This window comes from Botrimarina mediterranea (assembly GCF_007753265.1).
GTDB classification, from domain to species: domain Bacteria; phylum Planctomycetota; class Planctomycetia; order Pirellulales; family Lacipirellulaceae; genus Botrimarina; species Botrimarina mediterranea.
The window spans coordinates 5639275-5664552 of the sequence record NZ_CP036349.1; the positions used below are offsets into that span (position 1 = coordinate 5639275).

Below are 25278 nucleotides of genomic sequence, written 5' to 3' on the forward strand. Positions count from 1 at the left end.
ACTGCTGACTGCCCACAGCCCACTAGTTACTTCAACATATTCGCGGTACGGACGACAACAAACGCGTTCTTGTGGCCCGGGACGGCGCCGCGGATCAGCAGCAGATTGTTTTCTACGTCGACGCCAACCAGCTTCTGGTTGCGGACGGTTGTGCGAGCATTGCCATACTGGCCCGGCATCTTCTTCCCCTTGAAGACACGACCCGGGTAGGTGCTGCAACCCGTGCCACCAAGATGGCGATGGCACTTCTTAACGCCGTGCGTCGCACGCTGGCCGGCGAAGTTATGACGCTTCATGGCGCCAGAGAAACCGCGCCCCTTGCTGGTGCTGGTCACGTCCACCGACGCGACACCTTCGAGCGACGCAACGGTGATCTCACCGCCGAGCTCAACGCCGCCGGCGAAACCCGAAGCCGGGCCGCGGAACTCGCGGACGAGCCGCTTGGGCTCGCAGCCGGGCTTGGCGATGGCTTCGACGCCGCCTTCGGCACGCTTCTTAGCACGCTTACTCTCGAGCTTGGCGACGTGGCCCCGCTCGCTGCGGCTGGCAAGCCGACGCGGCTTGTCGAGAAAGCCGACCTGAATAGCCTCGTAGCCATCCCGATCGAGCGTCTTGACCTGCAACACGTGACACGGGCCCGCCTGGACAACCGTCACGGGAACCACGGAGCCCGACTCGTCAAAAACCTGGGTCATCCCGACCTTTCGGCCCAGGATTCCGGCAGTGGGGTTGTTTGCTGACATAGCGAAGTCGGTCGGCAGGGCCATCGCTAAGCCGCGAGCGGCTTTGGCGGTCGGCCGGTGGTTCGTGTTGCGGTCCGTTGCGGCCGGGAGACTCGCTCGACCCCCTCAACCAAGAGAGGAAAGCGGCTTACCCAGCTTGCTTCCAGGCATTTCTTAGAAAAATTGGCTCAGCACCCCACCGGCGTCAGCCGGCAGTGGCCTTGATCTTAATATCGACACCCGCCGGCAAGCTGAGCTTGTTCAGGGCTTCGATCGTCTTGGCGGTCGCGTCAACAATGTCGATCAGACGCTTGTGCGTACGGATCTCGAACTGCTGACGGGACTTCTTGTCGATGTGCGGGCCACGAATGACCGTGTACCGCTCGATGCGAGTTGGCAGCGGGATCGGGCCATGAACAACGGAGTTCGTCCGCTTCGCGGTGTCGACGATGTCGGCGGCACTCTGGTCGAGGACCGAGTGGTCGTACGCCTCCATGCGAATGCGAATAACCTGATCAGCCACGCTGACTACCTCGTTTGCCCACCAGGAAGACCCGTAGGGCCCCGAGCGGGAATGCTTGCTTACTGCGGGAGGCTCGCCGCCAGGGACGGGGCGAACCGCTTCGGCAGATGTTTAGTCCTGCTGAGGGGAGGCCCGGCGCCGCGACCCCCCACGTGGACAAATCCACTGGACCGCTGGGCCAACCACCCCCTACTGTCTCCGTCGCGCTGGGCGGAGAATCGCAAAGGTTACGGAAGGTCCAGCCGGGTGTCAACGGGGTCAGGGGGAAATCGGCAAGTTATCCGCGACAGGGCGAAGAATCCTCGGTGTGCGCCGCAAACCCACCGGGACCGGGCCAGCCGGATCAGGGACGAAATTCGTCATTCGGAGCCTTGCGGATAAAGCTGATCCCCCGAAAGCTCCGGAGTGCCCCGAAGCGTGAACGCCCGGCGTTGTAGCGCGCGCCGAGATTCATCCCGGATTCAGCTCCGGGCGTAGCGATTAGGGTCTCTGCCCTAGAGGTTTGAATGGCCTTCATGTGTCAAAAACTCTTCAAGAAAGGACAAGACGGCCGCCTTCCACAGCATTGGATCGCTCTCCAGCAGGTCCACGTGCCCCGCGTCCGGGAATAGCTCCAGCCGCTTCGGTTCGGCCGCTTCGGCGAAGAGTGATCGCGTTTCCTTCGCGGTTGTCCTTGGGTCCGCTTCGCCCGAGAGTACCAAGAGCGGGCAGCCTATCTCGCCGATCTTATCGATCGGCCTGAGCTCCGCCGCCGACATCCCCAGCCGCAACGGCAACTGCAAGGTGAACAGCGGCGCAGCCGCTGCCCCCAACGACCCGGCCCGCATGCTCAAGCGATTCGCAATGGCTCGGTCAATCGTAGGGTAAACCGACTCGAGCACCATCGCATCGACACCCAGGGAGCCCGCCAAGACCGCGGCCGCCCCACCCAGGGACCAGCCGATGATCGCAATCGGGCGCCCGGGCGCGGTGCGCCGGATCAATTGAACCGCCTCGATAACGTCGTCCCTTTCCTTAGCGCCGAAAGTGATCGCCCCGCCGTGACGCTCGCCGTGCGCTTGTAAGTCGATGACGACGGCGTCGTAGCCCGCATCGACGAGCAACTGAGCCCGCCCGACCATCGCCCGGCGATCTCCCCGCAACGCGTGCAACAACAGCACCGTCGCCCGGGGCTCGTCGGCGTGAAACCACCACCCCGCCATCGACGGCGCCGTGCCACTAGTGAAGACCGTCGTCCGCTCCACAAAACCCGCAGGCGGCGGACCAACCTCACGCTGAGCCGGCGCCGCGATCCTCCCGCCCGCGATCCAAATGGCAACGAAGCCGAGCGCAACAAGAAGGGCGACCACTACCGCGACGATTCGCGCCCAACGCTTCGTCGTCGCAATCCTAGAGAACGCCATTCGGATGAGACCGCCACATGACGCAAAGAGTTCCCGCCACGCTTTGCATTTAGAGAGCCCCGAAGCGTGAACGCTCGGAGTTGCACCGGGCGCTAGGGTTCAACTCCTGGCGCTCACGCTTCCGCCTCCCCGTCACCCCGTGGGCTTGAATCGCTTGTTGATCAATCACGCCTAGAGCATGCTTCACTTGGCCGTAGCGTTTCTAGCCTCGCTCTGATCCACGGAGCAACGTGGGGAAGTCTCGCGCAGAGATGCAGAGGCGCAGAGTTAGATGCCTTCAAGACTCACGCCAAGGCGCTAAGCCGCAAAGAACGCGTTGCTGTGCGATCGTTTGCGGCTACGCTCATTTCTCAATCACTTTGTCTTTGCGCCTTGGCGGCTTGGCGTGAGTCTTCGCTGCCTGCCCTCTGCGTCTCCGCGTCTCCGCGCGAGACGCTACGGAAGAATGAAGTACGCTATAATCGGGAGCGATTGGCGCGAGCGTGTCGCTCACTCCCCGAGGAACTTCTGCACCACGTCGTCGGGCGCGGGGGCGTAGTCGCTCGGGGTCATGCTGCAACCCGCCCTGCCCTGGCTCAGCGAGCGCATCGCGCTGGAGTAGCCGAAGAGGTTCGCCAGCGGCGCTTGGGCGTGGATGACGGTCGCGCCGCCGCGTTGTTCGGTGCGCTCGATCATCGCGCGGCGTTGCTGGAGATCGCCCACGAGATCGCCCATGTGTTCGTCGGGCGTGGTGATCTGCAGGGCCATGATCGGCTCGAGCATCACAACGCCCGCTTCGCGCAGGCCCTTGTCGAACGCCAGCGACGCCGCGGTGCGGAACGCGATGTCAGTGGAGTCGGTCTCGTGGACCTCGCCGCCCAGCACCGTCACCTTGAGCCGCAACAGCGGAAAGCCCAGCGTGCCGCCCCCCTCGGTCGCGCTCTCGAGTTCTTCGACGACGAGATTCACGAACTCGCTCGTCAGGCCGCCCGTCGTCGCGGCCGCGGGATCGACCGACACCACCACCGGCGGCGCGACGTGCGCGAGCGGGCCGGTCGGCGTGAACGGCTCGACGCGTAGCCGCACAGCGGCCGTGTGCTGCACGCCGTTTGTGTTGCGGTTGCACTCGCCGGTGACTTCGACCTTTCGGGCGACCGACTCGCGGTAGCTGACGCGCGGCTGGCGGGCGCGGAACTTGAGGCCGAAGTCGCGGGCTAGGCGGTGCTGGATCACCTCCAGGTGCAGCTCGCCCATGCCGGAAATCAGCGTCTCGCCGGTCTCTTCGTTCTCGATCGCACGAAACGTCGGGTCCTGCTTGCGGAGCATCTCGAGCACGCCGGCGAGCTTCTTCTTCTCCTCGGAGTTCTCGGCCTCGATCGCCATCGAGATTACCGTGTCGGGGAACTCAATCGACTCGAGCAGGATCGGCGTGCGGGTGTCGCAGAGCGTGTCGCCCGTCACCGAGTCCCGCAGTCCCAACAGCGCGACGATATCGCCCGCCTCGGCGTGGTCGAGCTGCTCATCTTTCTTCGACGCATGAATCCGCCAGATCTGCGCGACGTTCTCCTTGAGATCCTTCCCCGGGTTCAGCACGCGGCTGTTGGGCTTGAGCTCGCCCGAGTAGACGCGGACCCAATAAAGGTCGCCCGTCTTGTAGGGCAGGATCTTGAACACCAACCCGCAGAATGGCTCGGCGATGTCGGGCTTGCGGACGAGCTTCTTCACGGGCTCACCCCCTTCGGGGCTTTCCTCGCCTCCGGAACTCCGGTCGCTGACGCTCCCGGCTCGCCGTTTGGATTTCCCTTTGACCGCTTTGCCCGTGGGATCAACGCCCTCGACGGGCGGCATCTCTAGCGGATGGGGCAGGTACGCCGCGACCGCGTCGAGCAGCGGCTCGACGCCCATGCCGTGCAGCGCCGAGCCGCACAGCACGGGCTGTATCTGCAAGTGAACCGTCGCCGAGCGCAGCACCTTGCGGATCAGGGCCTCGGGGATCTCTTCGCCGCCGAGCGCCAGCTCCATCAGCTCATCGGAGTAACCATAAAGCTGCTCGAGCATCTGGTCGCGGTACAGGGCCGCGTCGTCGGCGAACTCGTCGGGGATCGGCGACTCGACCACCTCGCGGCTGTCCTTGCCGCCGGGGAACGTGATCAGCTTCTGCTTGATGAGGTCGATGATCCCTCGGAACGGGTTGGCGACGTGCGGCGGCCCCTGTCCCGCCGGGATCTGGATCGCGACGGGCTTGGCGCCGAGCCGCGACTCGATCTCGCTCAACACCTCTTCCCAGTTGGCGCCCTCGCGGTCCATCTTGTTGATCAACGCGATCCGCGGCACGTGGTAACGGTTCGCCTGCCGCCAGACCGTCTCGCTCTGCGCCTCGACCCCTTCGCGGGCGCTGAAGACGACTACCGCCCCGTCGAGCACCCGCAGGCTGCGTTCGACCTCGGCCGTGAAGTCGACGTGCCCCGGCGTGTCGATCAGGTTGACCCGGACGTCCTTCCACGGGAACTGCACGCACGCCGAGTAGATCGTGATGCCGCGCTCGGCTTCCTCGGCGTCGTCGTCGGTGGTCGTGGTCCCTTTATCGACCTCGCCGACACGGTGCTTGGCCGAGCTGACGAACAGCATCCGCTCAGTAACGGTCGTCTTGCCCGCATCGATGTGGGCAATGACGCCGATGTTGCGGAGCTTGGTTAAGTCAGCGGGCATGGGAGGCTGTCGGCTATCGGCTGTCAGTGAATCTCGCTGCTAACTGCGTTCGCTGGATAGGACACTATCGCTTAATTCGTATGTTTGCGAGTGATGGAGGGAGCTGGGTTTTCTCGTCGCGAGCTGCGTCTGCTGGAAAGTTAAAGATGTAAATACGAGCCGACTTTCCGTCACGATCGATCAGGACTCGACTAGCGACTTTGTTCCCTTTGGTGCCAATGCAGGCTGTTTCGAAGAAGCTGGCCTCCTTACCACTGAAGCTTGCCTTTCCTTCATCGATCAGTTCAGCCTCGGGCTGCTTTAGATAGAACTCCTTAAAGCTTTCCAACATTCCGGCAGTCAAAGAGTCATCCCCCGGTGCATCGGGACCGACCATGGCGACGAGACCAACACCGGTCTCCTCATCCATGAGCATGACCTTAATCTCCTTCTCGGTATCTACAGTGTCTTTAGCTGCGTAGAACAATAGCGGTGGCTTCCAAGCAATGCCAAATTCATGGTGCTTACTCGACCATATCGCCCACCCTTTCCGCTGTACAACTTCATCGATTGAGACAGCGCCAGGAAGACGCTCCTGCGAGCGAGCCGGGACAGCTAGCGCCAACGTGGTCAGCATTAAAATGCTAACGACAACGCCCCAGTTGTGTCGTGAGCTTCGCATAGCGCTACCTTTCGTTGGGCAAGAGGGTTTGCAGACTCTCGGGCTAGCAGCGTCCGCGCATAAAAAAAGGCGAGGGGTCGAAGACCAGGATTCTACACTGAGAACCCTCGTCCCTAACCCCTCGCCCCGATTGTCTCTCAAACTACCACGCGAAGTGGGCGAACGCCTTGTTGGCGTCGGCCATGCGGTGGACGTTCTCACGCTTGGTCATCGCGGCGCCTTCGCGGTTGAAGGCGGCGACCAGCTCGTCGGCGAGCTTCTGGGCGGTTGGGCGGCCCTTCTTGTCGCGTACGGCGGCCAGGATCCAGCGGATCGCCAGGGCCTGCTGACGGTTGCGGTTGACCTGCATCGGCACCTGGTACGCGGCGCCGCCGACCCGCTTGCTGCGGACCTCAATCGCCGGCTTCACGTTCTCCAGGGCCTGCGTGAAGACGTCGATCGGCTCCTGGTCTTCGATCCGGCCGCGAATCACTTCCAGGGCGTCGTAGAACACCTCTTGGGCGGTGCTCTTCTTGCCGTCGTACATCAAGCAGTTGATGAACTTGCTCGCGAGGAGCGACCCGTGAACGGGGTCCGGCTTGAGGGTCTTGCGGCTGGCGGTGATGCGGGCCATGGATAGCTGTTAGCGGTTAGATGTTAGCAAAGCGATAGCGGGCTGTTAGCTAACGACTAACAGCTAAAGGCTTTTATTACTTCTTCTTTGCGGGACCGCCGCCGTCCTTCTTCGCGCCGTAGAGGCTGCGAGACTGCTTGCGACCGCTAACGCCCAGCGAGTCGAGGGCGCCACGGACCACGTGGTAACGAACGCCCGGCAAGTCGCGGACACGCCCGCCACGCACCAGCACGATCGAGTGCTCCTGCAGCGTGTGGCCTTCGCCCGGGATGTAGACGGTGACTTCCTTGCCGTTCGACAGCCGCACACGCGTGATCTTCCGCAGAGCCGAGTTCGGCTTCTTCGGCGTCATCGTCCGGACCTGAAGGCAGACGCCCCGCTTGAACGGGCATCGCTCGAGGACCGGCGACTTGCTCTTGTACCGCTTACTCTTGCGGTTCTTCTTGACGAGCTGATTGATCGTTGGCATCGCGGAGCGCTGGTTAGCAGCAAGACTGTAAGGGTGGGCGCAACGGGGACTCTTCCCCGGTCCGCGCCGCGAGCCCCGCATCTTAGGGGATCACGGCCGATTGTCAATCGGCGTTCCCCGACCCATTTTGCCAACTTGTCCGTTGGCGCGATGGGCCGGAGAACGCCGGCGTTTTCTCTCTCACTCGTCCGAACCGCCGCCGCCCAGCAGGGCGTCGAGGCTCGACGGGGCGGCCGGGTCCTGAGCGGGGCGTGGCTGCGAGCCGCCATCCAGCAGCGGGAACGAACGGTCCATAACGCCCGCCGTCTCGACCGAGAGGGCCTCGAGGGCCTCGGGGCGGATGCGGACTTCCGACTCGTTCGTGGCCCGGAAACCCGTTCCCGCTGGGATCAAGTGCCCGAGGATCACATTCTCCTTGAGACCAACCAGGTGGTCGGTCCGGCCGGCAAGCGCCGCCTCGGTCAGCACCTTCGTCGTCTCCTGGAAACTCGCCGCCGAGATGAACGACGAGCTCTGGACCGACGCCTTGGTGATGCCCAAGAGCTGGGTCGAGGCGGTCGCCTTCTTCGGCTTCGCGCCCTTGGCGAGCTCGCCGCCGAGGGCCTCGATCTGGGCGTTCGCCTGCTCGAGCACGGTCTTCGGAACGATCGCGTCGACCTCGAACTCGCTGTCGCCCTTGTCGGTGATCTTCAGGCACTCGTTGATGCGATCGTTCGCCCGGCGGAAGTCGTACTTGTCGAGCACCGAACCAGGCAGCAGGTCTGTGTCGCCCGGCGAGTCGATCTTCACCTTCCGCAGCATCTGCGAAACGATGATCTCGATGTGCTTGTCGTTGATCTCGACACGCTGGCTGCGGTAGACGTTCTGAATCTCCCGCGACAGGTACTGCTGCACCGCCTCTTCGCCGGAGACCATCAGGATGTCGTGCGGCACCAGCGGTCCATCGACCAGCGAGTCGCCCGCCTTGATGATGTCGCCGGTGTGCACCCGGAGGTGCTTGTTGTGCGACACTAGGTGCTCGCGCTCGATGCCGGCTTCGTTGCGGACGATGATCGAACGCTTGCCGCGTTTCTTCTCGGCGAGGATCTCGACCGTGCCGTCGATCTCGGCGATCACGGCAGGGTCCTTCGGCTTGCGGGCTTCGAAGATCTCCGTCACGCGGGGCAGGCCGCCGGTGATGTCCTGGGTGCCGCCCGCTTCACGCGGCGTCTTGGCGATGACGGCGCCCGCCTTGATCAAGTCTCCTTCGCGGGCCACGAGGTGCGCCTTCTCCGGCATGTAATAGAAGTCGAGGACCTTGCCGTCCTTCGGATCTTCGATCACCAACTGCGGGTGCAGGTCGCCCTTGTGCTCCATGACGATGTACCGCATCTGGCCCGAAGGGTCCTTCTCGGCGCGGATCGTCTCGCCCTCGACGAGGTCCTCGTAGCGGAGCTTGCCGCCGACCTCGGCGAGAATCGGGATCGAGTGCGGGTCCCACTCGCAAAGCACGTCGCCGGCCTTGACCGTCTGACCCTCTTCCAACGCGATCACGGCGCCGGTCGGGACCTCGTACTTCTCGATTTCGCGGCCGCGGTCGTCCACCAGCGCGAGCTCGCCGTTGCGGCCGAGAACAACGAGGTTGTCCTCCTCGTTCTTCACCGCGTTGAGCTTGGCGAAGCGGACGATGCCGCCCTTGGCGGCCTTGATGTCCGACTGCTCGACGTCGCGGTTACCCACGCCGCCGATGTGGAACGTCCGCATCGTCAGCTGCGTGCCGGGCTCGCCGATACTCTGGGCGGCGATGATGCCAACGGCCATGCCCTCTTCGACCATCGAGCCGGTCGACATGTCCATGCCGTAGCACTTGCGACAGACGCCCAGCGCCGCCCGACAGGTCATCGGGCTGCGGACCTGGAGCTTCTCCAAGCCCAGGGCCTCGATCTTGCGGGCGATGTCGGCGGTGATCATCCCGTTCTCGGCGATGATCACTTCGTCCGTGATCGGGTTGACGATGTTCTGCCGGCTGACACGGCCCTTGATGATGTCGGCCAGACCGACCTCGACCTTCTCACCGCGGTAGAGAACGCCCTTGGTGATCGCCTGCGTGGTGCCGCAGTCATCGGTCGTCACAACGACGTTCTGGGCGACGTCCGCCAGTTTACGCGTCAGGTAACCCGAGTCGGCCGTCTTCAGCGCCGTATCGGCCAGACCCTTGCGGGCGCCGTGCGTCGAGCTGAAGTACTCGAGCACCGTGAGGCCTTCCCGGAAGTTCGCCTTGATCGGCGTCTCGATGATCTTGCCGGACGGCTTCGCCATCAGGCCACGCATGCCGCCGAGCTGACGCATCTGCTCGACGCCACCACGGGCGCCGGAGTGCGCCATCAGGAAGATCGGGTTGACGTACTGGTTGCCGCGGTAGTCGTTCTCCAACGCCGTCATCATCTCGGCCGTGATCTCTTCACGGGCGTGCGTCCAGGCGTCGAGGACGCCGTTGTAACGCTCGCCCTCGGTGATGATGCCGCGTTGGTAGAGCTTGTTCCGCTTGAGGACTTCCTTCTCCGCCTTAGCGAGGATCTTGCCCTTCGTGTCGGGCGTCACCAGGTCGTCGGTGCCGAACGAGAGCCCGCTCGCCGTGGCGCGCTTGAACCCGAGCTGGTTCATGTCGTCCAGCAGCGTGATCGTCTGGCGGCGGCCGAGGAACTCGTAGCAGTCGCTGATCACCTTCGACAACGCGCCCGAACGCATCGAGTGGTTGTAGAAGGGCATCCCCTGCGGGAGCATCTCGTTAAAGAAGACGCGGCCCACGGTCGTGTCGATTACGCGGCCGAGCTTCTTCGGGTCGTCCATCTCCTCGCGGAGGCAGCGGCCCTTAGGCAGGCGAACCTTAATCCGGGCGTGCGTGTGGACCTTGCCCACCGCGTGCGCCATCTCGACCTCCGCGAACGAACCGAACGCCATCCCGTCGCCGGGCGCCTCGGGCACGTCCATCGTGACGTAGTAGCAACCCATCACCACGTCCTGCGACGGGCTAATGATCGGCTGGCCGTTGGCGGGGCTGAAGATGTTGTGCGTCGACATCATCAGCGTGTGCGCTTCGACCTGCGCCTCGATCGACAGCGGCAGGTGGACCGCCATCTGGTCGCCGTCGAAGTCGGCGTTGAAACCCTTACACACCAGCGGGTGCAACCGAATGGCGTTGCCTTCCACCAGGATCGGCTCAAACGCCTGGATGCCCATGCGGTGCAGCGTCGGCGCCCGGTTGAGCAGCACGGGGTGGTTGGTGATCACCTCTTCGAGGATGTCCCACACCTCTTCGTCTTTGCGCTCGAGCATCTTCTTCGCCGACTTGATCGTGTCGGCGTGCCCGAGCTCCTTGAGCCGGCGGATGATGAACGGCTGGTACAGCTCTAGCGCGATCTTCTTCGGCAGGCCGCACTGGTGCAACTTCAGCGTCGGGCCGACGACGATCACGCTCCGCGCCGAGTAATCGACGCGCTTGCCGAGCAGGTTCTCACGGAACCGGCCCTGCTTACCCTTGATCATGTCCGTCAAGGACTTGAGCGGGCGGTTCGAGCTGCCGAGCACCGGCCGCTTGCAACGATTGTTGTCGAACAGCGCGTCGACCGACTGCTGCAGCATCCGCTTCTCGTTGCGGATGATGACCTCGGGCGCGTTGAGGTCCACCAGCTTCTTGAGCCGGTTGTTGCGGTTGATAATCCGGCGGTAGAGGTCGTTCAGGTCGCTCGTGGCGAAGTTACCCGAATCGAGCAGCACGAGCGGACGCAAGTCCGGTGGGATTACCGGGATCACGTCCATGACGATCCACTCCGGCTTGTTGTCTGAGTCGCGGATCGACTCGACCGTCTTCAGCCGGTTGATGAGGTCCTTCGCCTTCTGCTTGCTGCCGGTGGTCTTGAGCTCTTCACGGAGCGTCTCCGACAGCTTCACCAGGTCGAGCTGCATGAGTAGCTTGCGGACCGCCTCGGCGCCCATGTCGGCGTCAAACGAGCCCTCGCCGTACTGCTCGCGGGCGGTGCGGTACTCTTCTTCGGTGAGCAGCTGCTGGTGCTTCAGCGGCGTGTCGCCCGGCTCGACGACGACGTAATCCTGGAAGTAGATGACCTTCTCGAGGCTCGTGGTCTTCATCGCCAACAGCGAGCCCAGGCGGCTCGGCATGGCCTTGAAGAACCAGATGTGGACGATCGGCGCCGCCAGCTCGATGTGCCCCATCCGCTTGCGCCGCACGCGGCTGTGCGTGACCTTCACGCCGCAACGGTCACAGATCATCCCCTTGTACTTCATGCCGCGGTACTTGCCGCAGGCGCACTCCCAGTCCTTCTCCGGGCCGAAGATCCGCTCGCAGAACAGACCGTCCTTCTCAGGCCGGTACGTCCGATAGTTGATCGTCTCGGGCTTCTTGACCTCGCCGAACGACCAGCTACGGATATCGTGCGGCCGCGCCAGGCTGATCTTCACCGACGCGTAGTCGTTGATCCGGTCGTAGTTGGAAGATTCAAGCAGGCTCATGCTTCACTCCGTGGCGATGTTTCGCTGGGAAGGGGATGAGGGGGATGTTGGTGATAGGGGAGATGACCCCCTGCGGGGCCGCAGCAGTTCTCAGTAACTCGTCAATTCGACGCGGCGGAAGTCCGCCTTCTCTTTCGCCAAGTTGACGAGCAACCCAACCCGCATCTTGGTCGCTCGCAGGTACGAACGGAGCTGGGCATAGTGGATACCAGCCAGCTCTTCGACGGTCTTCAACTCGACGATAACGCGGTTTTCCACCACGAGATCGAGTTGATGACAGCCAACCACCTCACCTTCGTAATAAATCGTGACTTCTTTTTCCGACTCCGCCGTCAAGCCTTGTCGGTGCAGCTCGAAGGAGATCGCGTTGTGATAGACCCGCTCAAGAAACCCCGGTCCGAGGACCTGATGCACCTTGATCACGGCTTGGATGATCCGTTCAGTAATCTCTGACTCGCTCATTCGCGACGCCCTACCGAACGGCCATCCCCCTTATCAGCAAATATCTCCCTCTCTCCTTTCTTCAAATCGATTCCGCCCGCCTGATCTACAGTCCACGCTTCTCAAGCTGCATGTTCAGACCCAGGCCGCGGATCTCGTTCGTGAGCACGTCGAAGCTGGCCGGGGTGCCCGCTTCGAGGGTGTTCTCGCCCTTGACCATCGACTCGTAAATCTTCGTCCGGCCTTCAACGTCGTCGGACTTCACGGTGAGCAACTCCTGCAGGATGTACGCCGCGCCATACGCCTCCAGGGCCCACACTTCCATCTCGCCGAACCGCTGCCCGCCGAACCGCGCCTTGCCGCCGAGCGGCTGCTGCGTGATGAGCGAGTAGGGCCCCGTGCTGCGCGCGTGCACCTTGTCGTCGACCAAGTGGTGCAGCTTCAACATGTAGATGTAGCCAACCGTCGTCTCCTGCTCGAGCGGAAGGCCCGTGCGACCGTCGGTCAGACGCGCCTTGCCGTGACGCGGCAAGCCCGCCTCTTGCAGACAGTCGTTGATCTCTTCTTCGGTGGCCCCGTCGAACACCGGGGTGATCGAACGGAAGCCGAGCTTCGAACCGGCCCAGCCGAGGTGCGTCTCGAGGATCTGCCCCACGTTCATACGGCTCGGAACGCCCAGCGGGTTCAGCATGATCTGCACCGGCGTGCCGTCCGACAGGAAGGGCATGTCCTCGACGGGCATGATCTTCGAGATCACACCCTTGTTGCCGTGACGCCCGGCCATCTTGTCGCCGACCGAGATCACACGCTTCGTGGCGATGTAAACCTTCACCATCTGCAACACGCCGCTCCGCAGCTCGTCGCCGCGCTTCATGCTGTTGAGGGTGCGGTCGCGGGCGTCGATCGCTTCTTCGACCGCCGGCCACATCTGCTTGTAGATCTTCTCGACATCCTTCGAACGCTCGGGGCTGCGGACGTCCAGGCGATCGAGCCGGAAGATGGCCGCCTGCTCGGCGACGCTCTTCGGGTCCCGCTCGTGGACGATGCTGTTGCCGTCGTCGTCGGTCAGCTTCTTCTTAAGAACGCCCTCGATCTCCGCGACCATCGCGGTGAACGCCTCGGCGATCTTCGCGGCGCCGTCGGCCTCGGCCGTCTTCAGCGAACGCTCGAACTCCTTCCGCTCTTCTTCGGAGAGGCTCATCCGGCGGCTGAACTTCTGCGTGTCGATGACGATGCCCTCGACGCCCGACGGCACCTCGAGCGAGTCGTTCTTCACATCCTCACCGGCGCGACCGAAGATCGCGTGCAGCAGCTTCTCTTCCGGCGTCAACTCGGTCTTCGACTTCGGCGAGACCTTGCCGACGAGGATGTCGCCGGGCCGCACGAACGTGCCGATGCGGACCACGCCACCCTCATCGAGGTTGCGGAGCATCTTCTCGCTGACATTCGGGATGTCGCGGGTGAACTCTTCGCGTCCGAGTTTCGTCTCACGGATTTCGACGTCGAACTCCTCAATATGAATCGAGGTGTACGTGTCTTTGTGGACGAGCTCCTCCGAGAGGATGATCGCGTCCTCGTAGTTGTAGCCGTCGAACGACATGAACGCGACGAGCACGTTGCGTCCCAACGCCAGGTCGCCCTGCCAGGTGGCGGCGCCGTCGGCGATCACCTGGCCCTTCTCGACCTTGTCGCCCGGCTTGACGATCGGCTTCTGGTTCTGGCAGGTCCGCTCGTTGAGGCCAACGAACTTACGCAGCACGTGGACCTCGGGGCCGATCTCGATGCGGTTGGCGTCGGCGTACGTGACCGTCCCCTTGTGGCCGGCGCGAACGAGCATGCCCGAGTGCTTCGCCACCTCGTTCTCGAGCCCCGTGCCGACGATCGGCGGCTCGGCCACCAACAGCGGCACCGCCTGGCGCTGCATGTTGGAACCCATCAACGCGCGGTTCGCGTCGTCGTGCTCGAGGAACGGGATCAGACCCGCCGAAACGCCGATCATCTGGCTCGGCGCCACGTCGATGTACTGGATCTTGTCCACCGGGCAGAGCAAAAAGTCCGCCCGCGTACGGGCGACGATCAAGCCGGCCATGTCGCCTTGAATAACGCCCCCCTTCACGGGGACGTCTGCCGAAGCGACGTAGGCCTCGTGCTCCTCGTCAGCGCGGAGCCAAACGACCTCGTCCTGAAGCTTGCCGTCCTTCACCTTGCGGTAGGGCGTCACCAGGAAGCCGTACTCATCCACCGACGCATACATCGCCAACGAACTGATCAGACCGATGTTCGTGCCTTCCGGCGTTTCGATCGGGCAGATGCGGCCGTAGTGGCTGATGTGGACGTCACGCACCTCGAAGCCGGCGCGCTTGCGATTCAAACCGCCCGGGCCAAGCGCCGAGAGACGACGCTCGTGCGTCAACATCGACAACGGGTTTGTCTGGTCAACGACCTGCGACAGCTCGCCACGACCAAAGAAGTACTCGATCGCCGCGGAGATGCTCTTGGGGTTGATCAGGCTGCGCGGGGTCATGTCCTCCGCGTCCTTCAGACTCATCCGCTCTTGGACGGTGCGACGGAGCTTGAGGAAGCCCTTCCGCATCTCGTCAGCGGCCAACTCGTCGATCGTCCGCAGACGGCGATTGCCGAGGTGATCGATGTCATCGACGTACGTCTCCGAGCTGCCCGACGCCAGGCCGAGCACGTACTTCACCGCGTTCACCAAGTCCTCGGCCCGCAGCACCATCTCGTCCTCGGGGACGTCGATGCCCAGTTTGCGGTTCATGCGGAACCGGCCGACGCGACCCAATCGATAACGGTTGGTGTCGAAGAACTTTTCGGCGAACAGCGTCCGTGCCTTCTCGAGCTGCGGCGGGTTGCCCGGGCGGAGCCGTTGGTAGATCCGCAGCAGCGCCTCTTCGTGGCTGGCCGTGACGTCGTCGGCCATCGCATTGAGCAGGTGCGGCGACGGCGGCGGGTCCATCACCTCGACCGCCTTCACGCCCGACGTGCAGATCACCTCGGCCGTGTTCTTGGTGATCCGCTGGCCTGCCTCGAGAATGATCTCGCCCGCACGGTCGCTGCCGACCGGGTAGACGATGTCCTCGACGGCGATCTTGCCCTCGATCTTCACGACGCTACGGCCGTCGACGATCTTTTGCTTGGTGACCTCGTAAAACGCCTTGAGGATCTCCGAATCGAGACCCATCTTCGAGTCCATCGCCCGCAACAGCGTCACGACCGAAAACTTACCGCTCTGGTCGATGCGGACGGTGATGCTGTCCTTCTTGGTCGTGTTGACCTCGATCCAACTGCCACGCTCGGGGATCACGCGGCACGAGTAGACCTTGCGGTCGCCGGCCTCGATCTCCGAGACGAAGTCGATGCCCGGCGAGCGGTGCAACTGGCTCACCACGACACGCTCGGCGCCATTGATGATGAACTCGCCGCCGCCCATCATCACCGGCAGATCGCCGAGGTAGACTTCTTCCTCGATCGGTTGCTCGCGGTTCAGGCGCAGCCACACCCGTAGCGGCCGGCCATACGTCAGACGCAGCTGACGGCACTCGTCGGGCGTGTAGCGCGGCTTGCCGAGCTCGTAGCGGACGTAGTCGAGGCTGATCGACTTGTCGTAGCTCTCGATCGGGAAAATTTCGCGCAAGACCGCCTCGAGGCCCTCGTCCTTCCGCTTGTCGGGATTCGACCCGTCGTACTGCAGAAAGCGGGCGTAGCTGGCGGTTTGGATCGCCGTCAGGTCGGGCACTTCGTACCCGGTACGCTCGCTGCCGAACGTGCGGACTTCGGGCGTGTAGAGGCGGCGCTGGGCGGTAACGGCCATGGTGGCGGCTCCTTGCGGAACGGGCTTTACATCAAGAGTCGGCGCCCACTACAAGCGGTCGTCCCCCTCAGCAGGGGCGACCACTCATCTCCAAGGGCAGCCCCTTCTCTGCGGGGCGACTCAATCGGAAGCGTTCACGCGGGGATGGCGGATGGAAACTAGGGGCGAAGGGCGTCCACTCGCAATGAGCTTCAACCGATCGCCAAGCAGAGACCTAAGCGACGAATCTAGAAGCGACGGAACTGGAAGCGGCTCGACCAGCAGCCAGGGCGCCAAAAGCGCGTACCCCGAGCCCTGACCGGTCCGAGTCGCAACTCGCCACTCTGGCGAAGCGTTCGGCCGGACCACGGCACGGGGTTGGAGCTTTTGGCGTGCGAGAATCGAATCTCATCCCTGGCAACGTGAGGAAGCGGGGGGCTGGAAAGCCCCACCGGGCGCGCGCGCCGCCGGAGCGGGCGCGTCGCGCCAGTGGGCTTCAGTATCTCGGAACGGAGTCGCTGCGACTAGGCGGCGACGCCGCCGAAGCGGCGCCACTCCGAATCCGAGAGAGCAAAGCCTCGATCACTTGATCGAGACCTTCGCGCCCGCTTCTTCCAGTTCCTTCTTGAGCTTCTCGGCCTCGTCCTTCGAAACGCCTTCCTTGAGCTTCGCCGGAGCGCCTTCGACGGCGTCCTTGGCTTCCTTGAGGCCCAGGCCGGTCGCGGTGCGGACGACCTTGATCACGCCGATCTTGTTGTCGCCGAACGACTCGAGAACGACGTCGAATTCGGTCTGCTCCTCAGCGGGGGCGGCGCCACCACCATCGGCAGGAGCGGCCATCACCACCGCGCCGCCACCAGCGGCCGGCTCGATGCCGTGGACTTCCTTCAGGTAGTCGCTCAGCTCCTTGGCTTCCTTCAGGGTCAGACCGACGATCTTGTCGCCCATCTCCTTGATGGCGCCGGCAAACTCACGCGCTTCCGCCACGGCTTCTTCGCTCATCTTTGCTTCTCTCTTAAAAATCGTTGCTACGGGCCGGCCGGCCCAGGCTGGTCAGATCGGCCTCGTAAGGTCGAACGGGGGTTCGTCGCGTCTCTCGTCGTCCGGATGTGGCAATCGCTGCTGAGGCTGCGCCACAAGCCGAGCCGGTCATTCATTCTTCGCCGCCGCGCCACCTTCACCGACGGCGCCGCGACAAGTCTCTAGCGGGCAGAGGCTGCGGAGAATTACTCCTCGCCACCCTCTTCGTCGCCCTTCTGTTTGATTTGGCTGGCGAGCATCTTCGCTGGACCGAGCAGCTGAGCGGATAGCGTCATCGCCGGGCCCATGATCTGGCCCGAAATGATGCTCAGCATCTCAGCGCGGCTCGGCCACTTGCTGACGGCCTTCACGTCGTCGGCGGACAGCTTCGAGCCGTCGAGCACGCCGCCGGTCGGGGCGAACAGCTTGAATTGCGGCGTCTCGGCGACCGCCATCACTTCCTTGGCCAGGGCCACGACATCCTCGGCGCCCCAGACGACGGCTTGAGCGCCCTTCGCGCCCTCGAACGCCGGCGCCAGCGTGGTCCCTTCGGTCGCACGCCGGGCCAAGCTGTTCTTGACCACCATCATCTGGATGTTCTTATCACGAAGCCGCTTGCGCAAAGCCACCGTGTCGTTGGCTTCCATGCCGACCATGCTCACGAGCATCAGCTCGCCGACGCCGTCCCACTTGGACGCGAGGTCGTCGGTCATCAACTCTTTGACGTACTTGCTCATGGCGAGGGGCCTGAGTCTTGGGGCTGTAGGCTTGAAGGGACGCGAGTCCCGGTGAGCCGCGTCGTCTCGACTGCGGCGAAAAAGCAGAACCGATTACACCGCCAGACGAACGCTGGGGCTCATCGTCGCCGAGATGTAAACACTCTTGACGTAGATGCCCTTTACCGCCGACGGCTTCATGGCGACGACCTTATCGACGAAGGCGGCGATGTTGGCGGCGAGCTTGTCGTTGTCGAAACTCAGCTTGCCGACAATCGCCTGGACGTTCCCGCCCTTGTCATTGCGGAACTCGACCTTACCGGCCTTGTATTCATTAACAACGGTGGCCGGATCGGGCGTCACCGTTCCGGCACGGGGCGATGGCATCAAGCCACGCGGGCCAAGCACCCGACCCAGCGGGCTGATGGTCTTCATCATGTCGGGGGTGGCGATACAGACGTCGAAGTCCGTCCAGCCGTCCATGATCCTCTTCGCTAGCTCGTCATCACCGACATGGTCGGCGCCGGCTGCCTCGGCCGCTTTCGCGGCGGGACCCTTCGCGAACACGACGATCCGCTGAACCTTGCCGATGCCGTTAGGCAGCACGATCGAGCCGCGGACAATCTGATCCGCTTGCGTGTGGTCGACGCCTAGACGCATCGCCACCTCGACCGACTGGTCGAACTTCGCGGCGTCGAAGCTCTTCAGAGTCGCGACCGCTTCGCTGAGCGGCAGCGCGTCGGCCGGCCGCTTCTTATTAGCGGACTTCAACCGCTTACTTACTTTAGGCATCGCTGCTTCACTCCCCGGTGACGGGTGAAAGGCCCTGCGCCAGCTGCCAAGCCGCGTTGGGGCGATAGGGGGGAAGTGTGGTCCAAACCGCCGGCTCACGGGGTCCGGCGTCCCACCTTCGGTGCGTCGCTTAACTCGAATCGACTAATTTGCGCTTTTTAGCCCTCGACCACAAGCCCCATACTGCGGGCCGTGCCGGCAATCATCCGCGACGCGTGCTCCAGGTCGCGGGCGTTGAGGTCGTTCATCTTCATCTTGGCGATGTCTTCCAGCTGGGCCTGGGTCACCTTGCCGACCTTGGTCTTGTTCGGCACGCCGGACCCCTTGGCCAAGCCGGCCGTCTTCTTCAGCAGCACGGCTGCGGGGGGGCTCTTGGTGATAAACTCGAACGAGCGGTCGTTGTAAACGCTCACCACGACCGGGATCATCATCCCGTTTGCTTCGCGCGTGGCGTCGTTGAACGCCTGCACGAACTGGCCGAGGTTCACGCCGTACTTACCGAGCGCCGTACCAACCGGCGGCGCCGGCGTGGCCTGCCCGCCCGGGATCTGGAACTTCGCTTGTCCGACTAATTGCTTCGCCATCTTTGATTCTTCCTCAGGCCGCCGCCCCTCGAGGCGTAAGCCCGCTTGCTAAAGCTTTTCTACCTGCCAGTATTCCAGTTCGACGGGCGTCGAACGGCCGAAAATGCTGATCATTACCGTGATCTTGCCACTCTGCTGATCGATCGTGTCGACGTCGCCCTCGAAGTTCTCGAAGTTTCCGTCGATGACCTTCACCTTGTCGCCTTCGGCGAACTTGATGTTCAGCTTTGGCGCGTCGTCTTCGCCCTGCTCGCCCTCGTCCTTGGGCAGGATCTTAGCGATGTCGGCCGGGCTCATTGGGATCGGCTTGCCGGCCGCCCCCGTGAAGTCACCGATGCCCGACGTCTCGCGGATCGCGAACCACGTGTCGTCGTTGACGTGCATCTGGACGGCGATATAGCCCGGCCAGATCTTTCGTTCGACGGTCTTCTTCTTGCCGCTCTTGAACTCCGTGACCTTCTCGGTCGGGACGATGATCTCGCCGAAATAGCGGTCGATCCCCTCGATGGCCACCTTGCGCCTTAGCGCGTCCGACGCGGTCCGCTCGCGGTTGCTCTGCACCTTGAGGATGTACCACTCAAGCTGGATATCCTCGTCGAACTCGCCGGCGCCGAGCTCCTCGATGGGCCCGGCGGGGGACTCCTCGACAGGCTCGTCGTCGTCCATCTGGGCCTCGAGCTCGTCGAGCTCGCGGATCAACGCCGCCTTCGCCAGGGCCGCTTCGTCCGGGGCCGCCTCTTCAACGGGCGTCGTGTCGACCGCATCGGCATCCGGCAAGCCGCCATCAGCGGCAGCGGACGTTTCGTCCACGGCTTCGGGCTGCTTGGAGTCGGTAGGTAGCGTTTCGTCGCTCAACGTAACCTCGTCTCGGTGGGCCGGCTCGTGGCGGGCCCGATGATGTCAGACACCGCTCAACCGAACAGACCGGCGATATCCGTAAGCATCTGCCCCGACAGCACCCACTTCAGGATCCAGTCGTACAGAAACAGCAGCGCCGCTAGGCCGAAGATCACGAAGATCACAACGCCCGACGCCTTGAACAACTCATTCTGAGTCGGCCAGCTCACCTTGCCCATCTCCGCCTCGACGGCGATGAGGAACTCGGCGAACTTGGGGAACTGGATCAAGCGGAACGCCGCCCAGCCCGTAACGGCCAGGAAGGCCAAGGGGACGCCGATCGATACGTTGTCGCCGAACCCCTCTCCTTCAAGCCAATTCCGCAGCGACCAGGCGCCTGACGCCAGCACGACGCCGATTGCGATCAACGTCCACTGCCGGGCGTAGCGCCCTTGCTTCGGCTTGAAGAGCCTGAGCTGGAACAGTTCTTGGAGGTAAGCGGTCACCGTGTTTGCCTTCGTCGCGATGGCGGTCAATGCCCGCCCTGTCTCGTACCCGCTGGCCATCCCTTAGCCGGCGGCGTGCATCCTGCGGTTGTGTCGCATCCGTCGATCAACTTTCAATCGCGACCGGTCGGCCGCCGGTCAGCAGGGGCGGTGGGACTCGAACTCACAACCCCCGGTTTTGGAGACCGGTGCTCTGCCAATTGAGCTACGCCCCTAATAACAGAAGCCCGAATGACGAATTCCGAATGACGAAGGGGCTACCGCCGCCTATTCGTCATTCGTCATTCGTGCTTCGTCATTACAACTACTCGATAATCTTCGTCACGATGCCCGAACCGACCGTCTTGCCACCCTCACGGATAGCGAAACGGGCGCCTTCGTCCATCGCGATCGGCTTGGACAGCTCGACCACCAGCTTGGCGTTGTCGCCAGGCATGCACATCTCGGCGTCGCCCGCCAGGTTGGCGGTGCCGGTGACGTCGGTCGTCCGGAAGTAGAACTGCGGGCGATATCCGCTGAAGAACGGCGTGTGACGGCCGCCTTCTTCCTTGCTGAGGATGTAAACCTCGCCCTCGAACTTGGTGTGCGGCTTGATCGAGCCGGTCTTGGCCAAGCACTGACCGCGTTGGATGTCCTCACGCTTGACGCCACGGAGGAGGCAACCGACGTTGTCGCCCGCCTGACCCTGATCCATCGTCTTATTGAAGGCTTCGACGCCGGTGACGGTCGTTTTGGTCGGGGCCTCGGCCAGACCGACGATCTCGACTTCCTCACCAACCTTGACCGTGCCGCGCTCGATACGGCCGGTGGCGACGGTGCCACGACCTTCGATCGAGAAGACGTCTTCGATCGCCATCAGGAACGGCTTGTCGACTTCACGAACCGGTTCGGGGATGTACGAGTCGATCGCTTCCATCAGCTCGGTGATGCACTTCTGCGCCTCGGGGTCGTCCGGGTTCTCGTAGGCACGCTTCGAGTTGCCGCGGATCAGCGGGACGTCGTCGCCGGGGAAGTCGTACTTGGTCAACAGCTCGCGGATCTCGAGCTCGACCAGCTCCAGCAACTCCTCGTCATCGACGAGGTCGCACTTGTTGAGATAGACAACGATCTTGGGCACGCCGACCTGACGGGCGAGCAGGATGTGCTCACGAGTCTGCGGCATCGGGCCGTCCGGAGCCGACACGACCAAGATCGCGCCGTCCATCTGGGCGGCGCCGGTGATCATGTTCTTAATGAAGTCGGCGTGGCCCGGGCAGTCGATGTGGGCGTAGTGCCGATTGGGGGTCTCGTACTCGACGTGGGCCGCCGCGATCGTCACGGTCTTGGTGGCGTCACGGACCGTACCGCCCTTGGCGATATCGGCGTACGACTTGAACTTGGCAAGCCCCTTGGCCGCCTGCACAGCGACGATGGCGCCGGTGGTCGTGGTCTTGCCGTGATCGATGTGACCGATCGTGCCGACGTTGACGTGCGGTTTTGTCCGCGCGAAGGTGTCCTTGGCCATCTTTGCTCTCTGAACTCGCTAAGGTAGTTGCTGGAAGGGGTGCTTGTTTGAAAAGCCGCTCTCTGTACTCGTTCCAATCGCAACGGGGCTGGCTTTCGACAACCGCCCTTCTCAATGGCGGCCGCCGCAGAGCTGCTGACGAGACTTGAACTCGTGACCTCGTCCTTACCAAGGACGCGCTCTACCAACTGAGCTACAGCAGCAGGGGGTTGAGCGTTCAGCTGTCAGCGCCCTCCCACAAGGAAAATGGGCGTTCAGCCAACAGCTCGCAGCGTTGCAACTCCGTTCGATTGTGGTTACCGCGTTTAACTCTTTTAGCCGAAAGCCGACAGCCAATCGCCGCCAGCTTCCTTAAGCGGGTGAAGGGAATCGAACCCTCGTCATCAGCTTGGAAGGCTGTTGCTCTACCATTGAGCTACACCCGCAGCTGAGAGGCGAAAGTGGAATGCGGAAAGGCGAGTAGCCCAACGGTCCTCCACCTTCACCAACTGACGAAACCTTCGTGTCGCCTCCGCTTTCGCTTCTCAATCACTTCTCTTGCGAGCGACACCCTGGCGAAGCCAAGCAAAGCCGCCCAATCAATCTAGGCGAGCGACATCCTGGCGATAGCCAGGTGGAGCCGCCCATAAGCACAGTGGTGGGTGCAGGACTCGAACCTGCGAAGGCGTAAGCCATCTGATTTACAGTCAGACCCGTTTGACCACTTCGGTAACCCACCTTGTTTCGGCGTCGCCGCCCTGCCTTCGCGTCGCCTGCGGGCTCTCGCCCCCGGCAACCCGACCCCTTGGCTCGCAGCCGACCAAGGCCAGCCCGCCAAAGCGGCCGCCTTCGCCGCTCCCGCCGCAACATCCGCCAACCACCGACGGCAAGCCCATCGGCTGCCGCCCGTCGCCGGCCAAAGCTAGCGGAGGGACTTGAACCCACAACCTGCTGATTACAAATCAGCTGCTCTGCCAATTGAGCTACGCTAGCAACACAAGTGACGCCCCAGGCCTCACCCGCCGTCAGCGGGCCTGCCCAGCACTCCGGCGGTCTCGAGAAACTAACCTTTCAGCTCGCTCTGAGATCAACCGACTGCTGGCGACGGATCAAGTTCACCCTGGACAAGCCTTTATCGGCGCCTGCCCCGGGTAACCTCACTCCGTACCGGAAGCCGGAAAGTCGTGGGAATCGCCCAATATAGCGGGGGGCCTGTACCCCGCAACCCCACCACCCATGGCATTCGTGGCGGTTTCCGCAAAGATTTCGCGGCCCAACTGGGGCATTCGGCGAGAGGCCCCAAAAAAAACTTTGCTCGCCGAAGCCGACGCGACGCCTCCGCCCACGGCGCCAGAGCCGCGCCAGATCGCCCAGGATGCGTCATAGCGGCCACCTGCGCTAGAAGTGGACACATGTATCGCTTCGGCCGGCTGCGCAGAATGCAAGCCATTGAGCAGGGTCACCCCGCCCAATGGCTTGATCGATGCTCTTGAATCTCGAAGTTCGTCGGCCCTAGAGCTCCAGCGCGATCCGATCCTCGGCTGCGGCTTTCCGCAGCTTCGTCAACGCCCGGGCCTCGATCTGCCGGACCCGCTCCTTGGTGACCCCCATCTCGGCGCCCACTTCCTTGAGCGTCAGCGGCTCGCGGTTGTGGTCGAGGCCGAAGCGGCGGATCACGATCTGCTGCTCGCGGTCGTCCAGCCGGCGGAGGATCTTGCGGATCTTTTCCACCCGGTCGGCCTGGGCCGCCTCGCGCAGCACGGGGTTCGCCCGGTGCTCTTCGGTGGCGTCGAACAGTTCGTCGTAGCTGGTCCGGAACCGGTCCTGGTGCTTGTATTCACCGGGAATCGTCCGGGCGTAGTTCTTTACGATCGCCCAGGTGGCGTACGTGCTGAACTTGTTGCCACGGGCGAAGTCGAACTTCTCGATCGCCTTCATCAGCGAGACGTTGCCGTCGCTGACCAGCTCGAAGAAGCTCTGATTGGGGGTCATCCGCTTCTTGGCGATCGACACCACCAGCCGCAGGTTGGCCCGCGACAGGTAGTTCTTCACCTCGACCGCTTGGGCGTACAGGTCCTCGATCTCGTCCATCACGGCCGTCTGCGGACGCTCGGCGTTGAGCGTGTCACGGAGCCGCGCGGCCTTGAACTTGAGGTAGTTGTACTTGCGGAACAGGTGGGCCTCTTGCTCACGGGTGAGCAGCGGGACCTCGTACAGGCTCGCCAAGTAGGCCGGCAAGTCGCTCGGGCGGCGGACCTTCCGCGGGGTCGTCTCGGCCTCAGGCATCGGGCCCAGGCAGGCCGCGTCGGCGCCGCGACGGCGGAAGCGGTCGTTGGCGATGAAGTCCAGCGGCAGCCGCTGGATCCGCTCGTAACGGGCCTCGGCCACCAGGCGATAGATCGTGGTCTTCGAGCGGGCGTAGCGTTTCATCAGCTTCTCGACCGAGATTCCACTGCGGTGCTCGTCGAGGATCTGCTCCTTCTGCCGGTCGGTCAGCACACCGCCGGTCTCGGCAAAGATCGCCTCTTTCTCCTCGTGGGTCGCCAGGGTCGCCCGCACGGTGTCCGCCGTGCGGCCGGTGCGGTCCACCAGCAGACGGATCGCCTCGGGACGGCTGTGGCCCTCGTCCGCCAGACGGCGGGCGTGGTCGATCAGCTCGGCCCGCTCTTCGACGGTGAGCTGGCGGAACCGCGCGCCGCGCTCGACCCGCTCCTGATTGGCGCGGACGAACCGATCGACACTGCTCCGCAAGAAGCCAACGCGCTTCCGGCCGTCGAACACCAGCCTACGGCTCACGAGGCCGGCCTCACGCCAGCGGGCGATCGTCTTGGTCGAAACGTTGAACTGCTTGGCGAGGTCCTCGACGGTGAGCACCTGCTCGCCGACGGCGTCGGCGGGCAGATCGACCGAGTCGCTGAGGTCCTCCACCAACAGGCGGAGGTCGTGGATCAGGTCGATCCCCGGCGCCTTGTCGCGGTCGGGACGGACCCAACCGCGGCATCCGATGCGGTTTACCACACGATCGACGGCGTAGTCGCGGGATGGATCGAGCTCCGCCACGGCGCGCTCGACCTCTTCGAGGTGGCGCAGACGCTCATCCACACTCGACCGGCGGATTTGCTGCCGGCGAATCTCCTCGATAGCGTCGATGCGATAGGTGCGTTGCATGGCGAATTCAAGCGGATTGCGAACGATTAGGGACGGCCGCGTCATCCACTTCGCTGCTAGCGGATTGACCTTAGCCGTTCAGCCGCTTGCGGTTACGCGCCGGTACCCCGGTCGCGTGCGGCTGATAGTTGTACGCGGGATTTTTCGATTTGGTCGAGGGAAACCTCGTTTCTTACCGACAACTAGCCGCAAAAACCGGGCCCTAAACCCCCGCAAGGTCTCCCCAACTTACCCAAAGCCCTCCTTTGGGCGTTGAACGCTTTTCCTAGCGGGATTCGGCAGTGGCCTCGAGGCAAACGAAACGCGGGATCGCCGCCTCCCGCGGCCGCCTTGGC

General features: G+C 63.4%; 18 protein-coding genes and 5 tRNA genes. All 23 read right to left on the minus strand.

Annotation, left to right across the window (positions count from 1 at the left end; genetic code table 11):
• Positions 1 to 26: 26 nt before the first annotated feature.
• The 23 genes from rplC to Spa11_RS21865 all read right to left on the minus strand — a co-directional run bounded on the left by rplC (position 27) and on the right by Spa11_RS21865 (position 24943).
• Entirely contained in the window at positions 27 to 695 is a 669-nt protein-coding gene (gene rplC / locus Spa11_RS21755) for a 50S ribosomal protein L3 (RefSeq protein WP_231933075.1), read from the minus strand.
• Positions 696 to 927: 232 nt separating this feature from the next.
• A complete protein-coding gene (rpsJ, locus tag Spa11_RS21760) occupies positions 928 to 1245 on the minus strand; it encodes a 30S ribosomal protein S10 (protein WP_145116701.1) in 318 nt (105 codons plus the stop codon).
• A 494-nt stretch (positions 1246 to 1739) separates the two neighbouring features.
• Positions 1740 to 2648, minus strand: a complete 909-nt coding sequence (locus Spa11_RS21765; protein ID WP_145116702.1) for an alpha/beta hydrolase — start codon at positions 2646 to 2648, stop codon at positions 1740 to 1742.
• Between the two features lie 489 nt (positions 2649 to 3137).
• Entirely contained in the window at positions 3138 to 5336 is a 2199-nt protein-coding gene (locus Spa11_RS21770; RefSeq protein WP_145116703.1) for an elongation factor G, read from the minus strand.
• Positions 5337 to 5400: 64 nt separating this feature from the next.
• Positions 5401 to 5997, minus strand: coding sequence for a hypothetical protein (locus Spa11_RS21775; RefSeq protein WP_145116704.1), 597 nt, complete (start codon positions 5995 to 5997; stop codon positions 5401 to 5403).
• A 142-nt stretch (positions 5998 to 6139) separates the two neighbouring features.
• On the minus strand, positions 6140 to 6610 hold the full coding sequence (rpsG, locus tag Spa11_RS21780; RefSeq protein WP_145116705.1) for a 30S ribosomal protein S7: 471 nt from the start codon (positions 6608 to 6610) through the stop codon (positions 6140 to 6142).
• Between the two features lie 76 nt (positions 6611 to 6686).
• The gene (gene rpsL, locus Spa11_RS21785) at positions 6687 to 7079 is read right to left on the minus strand and encodes a 30S ribosomal protein S12 (RefSeq protein WP_145116706.1); all 393 of its coding nucleotides are present in this window, start codon (positions 7077 to 7079) and stop codon (positions 6687 to 6689) included.
• A gap of 180 nt (positions 7080 to 7259) precedes the next feature.
• The gene (gene rpoC / locus Spa11_RS21790) at positions 7260 to 11588 is read right to left on the minus strand and encodes a DNA-directed RNA polymerase subunit beta' (RefSeq protein WP_145116707.1); all 4329 of its coding nucleotides are present in this window, start codon (positions 11586 to 11588) and stop codon (positions 7260 to 7262) included.
• A 90-nt stretch (positions 11589 to 11678) separates the two neighbouring features.
• A complete protein-coding gene (locus Spa11_RS21795; protein WP_145116708.1) occupies positions 11679 to 12050 on the minus strand; it encodes a GxxExxY protein in 372 nt (123 codons plus the stop codon).
• Between the two features lie 85 nt (positions 12051 to 12135).
• A complete protein-coding gene (rpoB, locus tag Spa11_RS21800) occupies positions 12136 to 15858 on the minus strand; it encodes a DNA-directed RNA polymerase subunit beta (RefSeq protein ID WP_145116709.1) in 3723 nt (1240 codons plus the stop codon).
• Positions 15859 to 16419: 561 nt separating this feature from the next.
• On the minus strand, positions 16420 to 16839 hold the full coding sequence (gene rplL / locus Spa11_RS21805) for a 50S ribosomal protein L7/L12 (protein WP_145116710.1): 420 nt from the start codon (positions 16837 to 16839) through the stop codon (positions 16420 to 16422).
• A 224-nt stretch (positions 16840 to 17063) separates the two neighbouring features.
• Complete coding sequence (rplJ, locus tag Spa11_RS21810) at positions 17064 to 17594, minus strand: 50S ribosomal protein L10 (protein WP_145116711.1); 531 nt, start codon at positions 17592 to 17594, stop codon at positions 17064 to 17066.
• Positions 17595 to 17687: 93 nt separating this feature from the next.
• Positions 17688 to 18365, minus strand: a complete 678-nt coding sequence (gene rplA, locus Spa11_RS21815) for a 50S ribosomal protein L1 (protein ID WP_145116712.1) — start codon at positions 18363 to 18365, stop codon at positions 17688 to 17690.
• Between the two features lie 158 nt (positions 18366 to 18523).
• On the minus strand, positions 18524 to 18949 hold the full coding sequence (gene rplK / locus Spa11_RS21820; RefSeq protein ID WP_145116713.1) for a 50S ribosomal protein L11: 426 nt from the start codon (positions 18947 to 18949) through the stop codon (positions 18524 to 18526).
• A gap of 48 nt (positions 18950 to 18997) precedes the next feature.
• On the minus strand, positions 18998 to 19804 hold the full coding sequence (gene nusG / locus Spa11_RS21825; protein ID WP_197529585.1) for a transcription termination/antitermination protein NusG: 807 nt from the start codon (positions 19802 to 19804) through the stop codon (positions 18998 to 19000).
• Positions 19805 to 19860: 56 nt separating this feature from the next.
• Positions 19861 to 20292 (minus strand): preprotein translocase subunit SecE, encoded by a 432-nt coding sequence (gene secE, locus Spa11_RS21830; RefSeq protein WP_231933077.1) that lies wholly within the window; start codon positions 20290 to 20292, stop codon positions 19861 to 19863.
• A 142-nt stretch (positions 20293 to 20434) separates the two neighbouring features.
• Positions 20435 to 20507: transfer RNA gene (locus Spa11_RS21835), tRNA-Trp, on the minus strand.
• An 89-nt stretch (positions 20508 to 20596) separates the two neighbouring features.
• Positions 20597 to 21796 carry an elongation factor Tu gene (gene tuf, locus Spa11_RS21840; RefSeq protein ID WP_145116715.1) on the minus strand — a complete coding sequence of 400 codons (1200 nt, stop codon included), beginning with the start codon at positions 21794 to 21796 and terminating at the stop codon, positions 20597 to 20599.
• A gap of 130 nt (positions 21797 to 21926) precedes the next feature.
• Positions 21927 to 21999: transfer RNA gene (locus Spa11_RS21845), tRNA-Thr, on the minus strand.
• A gap of 151 nt (positions 22000 to 22150) precedes the next feature.
• A tRNA-Gly gene (locus Spa11_RS21850) sits at positions 22151 to 22221 on the minus strand.
• 210 nt (positions 22222 to 22431) lie between these two features.
• Positions 22432 to 22514, minus strand: a tRNA-Tyr gene (locus Spa11_RS21855).
• A gap of 181 nt (positions 22515 to 22695) precedes the next feature.
• A tRNA-Thr gene (locus Spa11_RS21860) sits at positions 22696 to 22768 on the minus strand.
• A 519-nt stretch (positions 22769 to 23287) separates the two neighbouring features.
• A complete protein-coding gene (locus tag Spa11_RS21865; protein ID WP_145116716.1) occupies positions 23288 to 24943 on the minus strand; it encodes a sigma-70 family RNA polymerase sigma factor in 1656 nt (551 codons plus the stop codon).
• Positions 24944 to 25278: the final 335 nt, after the last annotated feature.

Coding starts and splice junctions, on each gene's coding strand:
- rpoC (WP_145116707.1), bottom strand. CDS start 11,588: ATGAGCCTGCTTGAATCTTCCAACTACGACCGGATCAACGACTACGCG.
- Spa11_RS21775 (WP_145116704.1), bottom strand. CDS start 5,997: ATGCGAAGCTCACGACACAACTGGGGCGTTGTCGTTAGCATTTTAATG.
- Spa11_RS21770 (WP_145116703.1), bottom strand. CDS start 5,336: ATGCCCGCTGACTTAACCAAGCTCCGCAACATCGGCGTCATTGCCCAC.
- Spa11_RS21865 (WP_145116716.1), bottom strand. CDS start 24,943: ATGCAACGCACCTATCGCATCGACGCTATCGAGGAGATTCGCCGGCAG.
- rplK (WP_145116713.1), bottom strand. CDS start 18,949: ATGGCGAAGCAATTAGTCGGACAAGCGAAGTTCCAGATCCCGGGCGGG.
- Spa11_RS21795 (WP_145116708.1), bottom strand. CDS start 12,050: ATGAGCGAGTCAGAGATTACTGAACGGATCATCCAAGCCGTGATCAAG.
- rpsG (WP_145116705.1), bottom strand. CDS start 6,610: ATGGCCCGCATCACCGCCAGCCGCAAGACCCTCAAGCCGGACCCCGTT.
- tuf (WP_145116715.1), bottom strand. CDS start 21,796: ATGGCCAAGGACACCTTCGCGCGGACAAAACCGCACGTCAACGTCGGC.
- rplA (WP_145116712.1), bottom strand. CDS start 18,365: ATGCCTAAAGTAAGTAAGCGGTTGAAGTCCGCTAATAAGAAGCGGCCG.
- rpsL (WP_145116706.1), bottom strand. CDS start 7,079: ATGCCAACGATCAATCAGCTCGTCAAGAAGAACCGCAAGAGTAAGCGG.
- rplL (WP_145116710.1), bottom strand. CDS start 16,839: ATGAGCGAAGAAGCCGTGGCGGAAGCGCGTGAGTTTGCCGGCGCCATC.
- rplC (WP_231933075.1), bottom strand. CDS start 695: ATGACCCAGGTTTTTGACGAGTCGGGCTCCGTGGTTCCCGTGACGGTT.
- rplJ (WP_145116711.1), bottom strand. CDS start 17,594: ATGAGCAAGTACGTCAAAGAGTTGATGACCGACGACCTCGCGTCCAAG.
- rpoB (WP_145116709.1), bottom strand. CDS start 15,858: ATGGCCGTTACCGCCCAGCGCCGCCTCTACACGCCCGAAGTCCGCACG.
- Spa11_RS21765 (WP_145116702.1), bottom strand. CDS start 2,648: ATGGCGTTCTCTAGGATTGCGACGACGAAGCGTTGGGCGCGAATCGTC.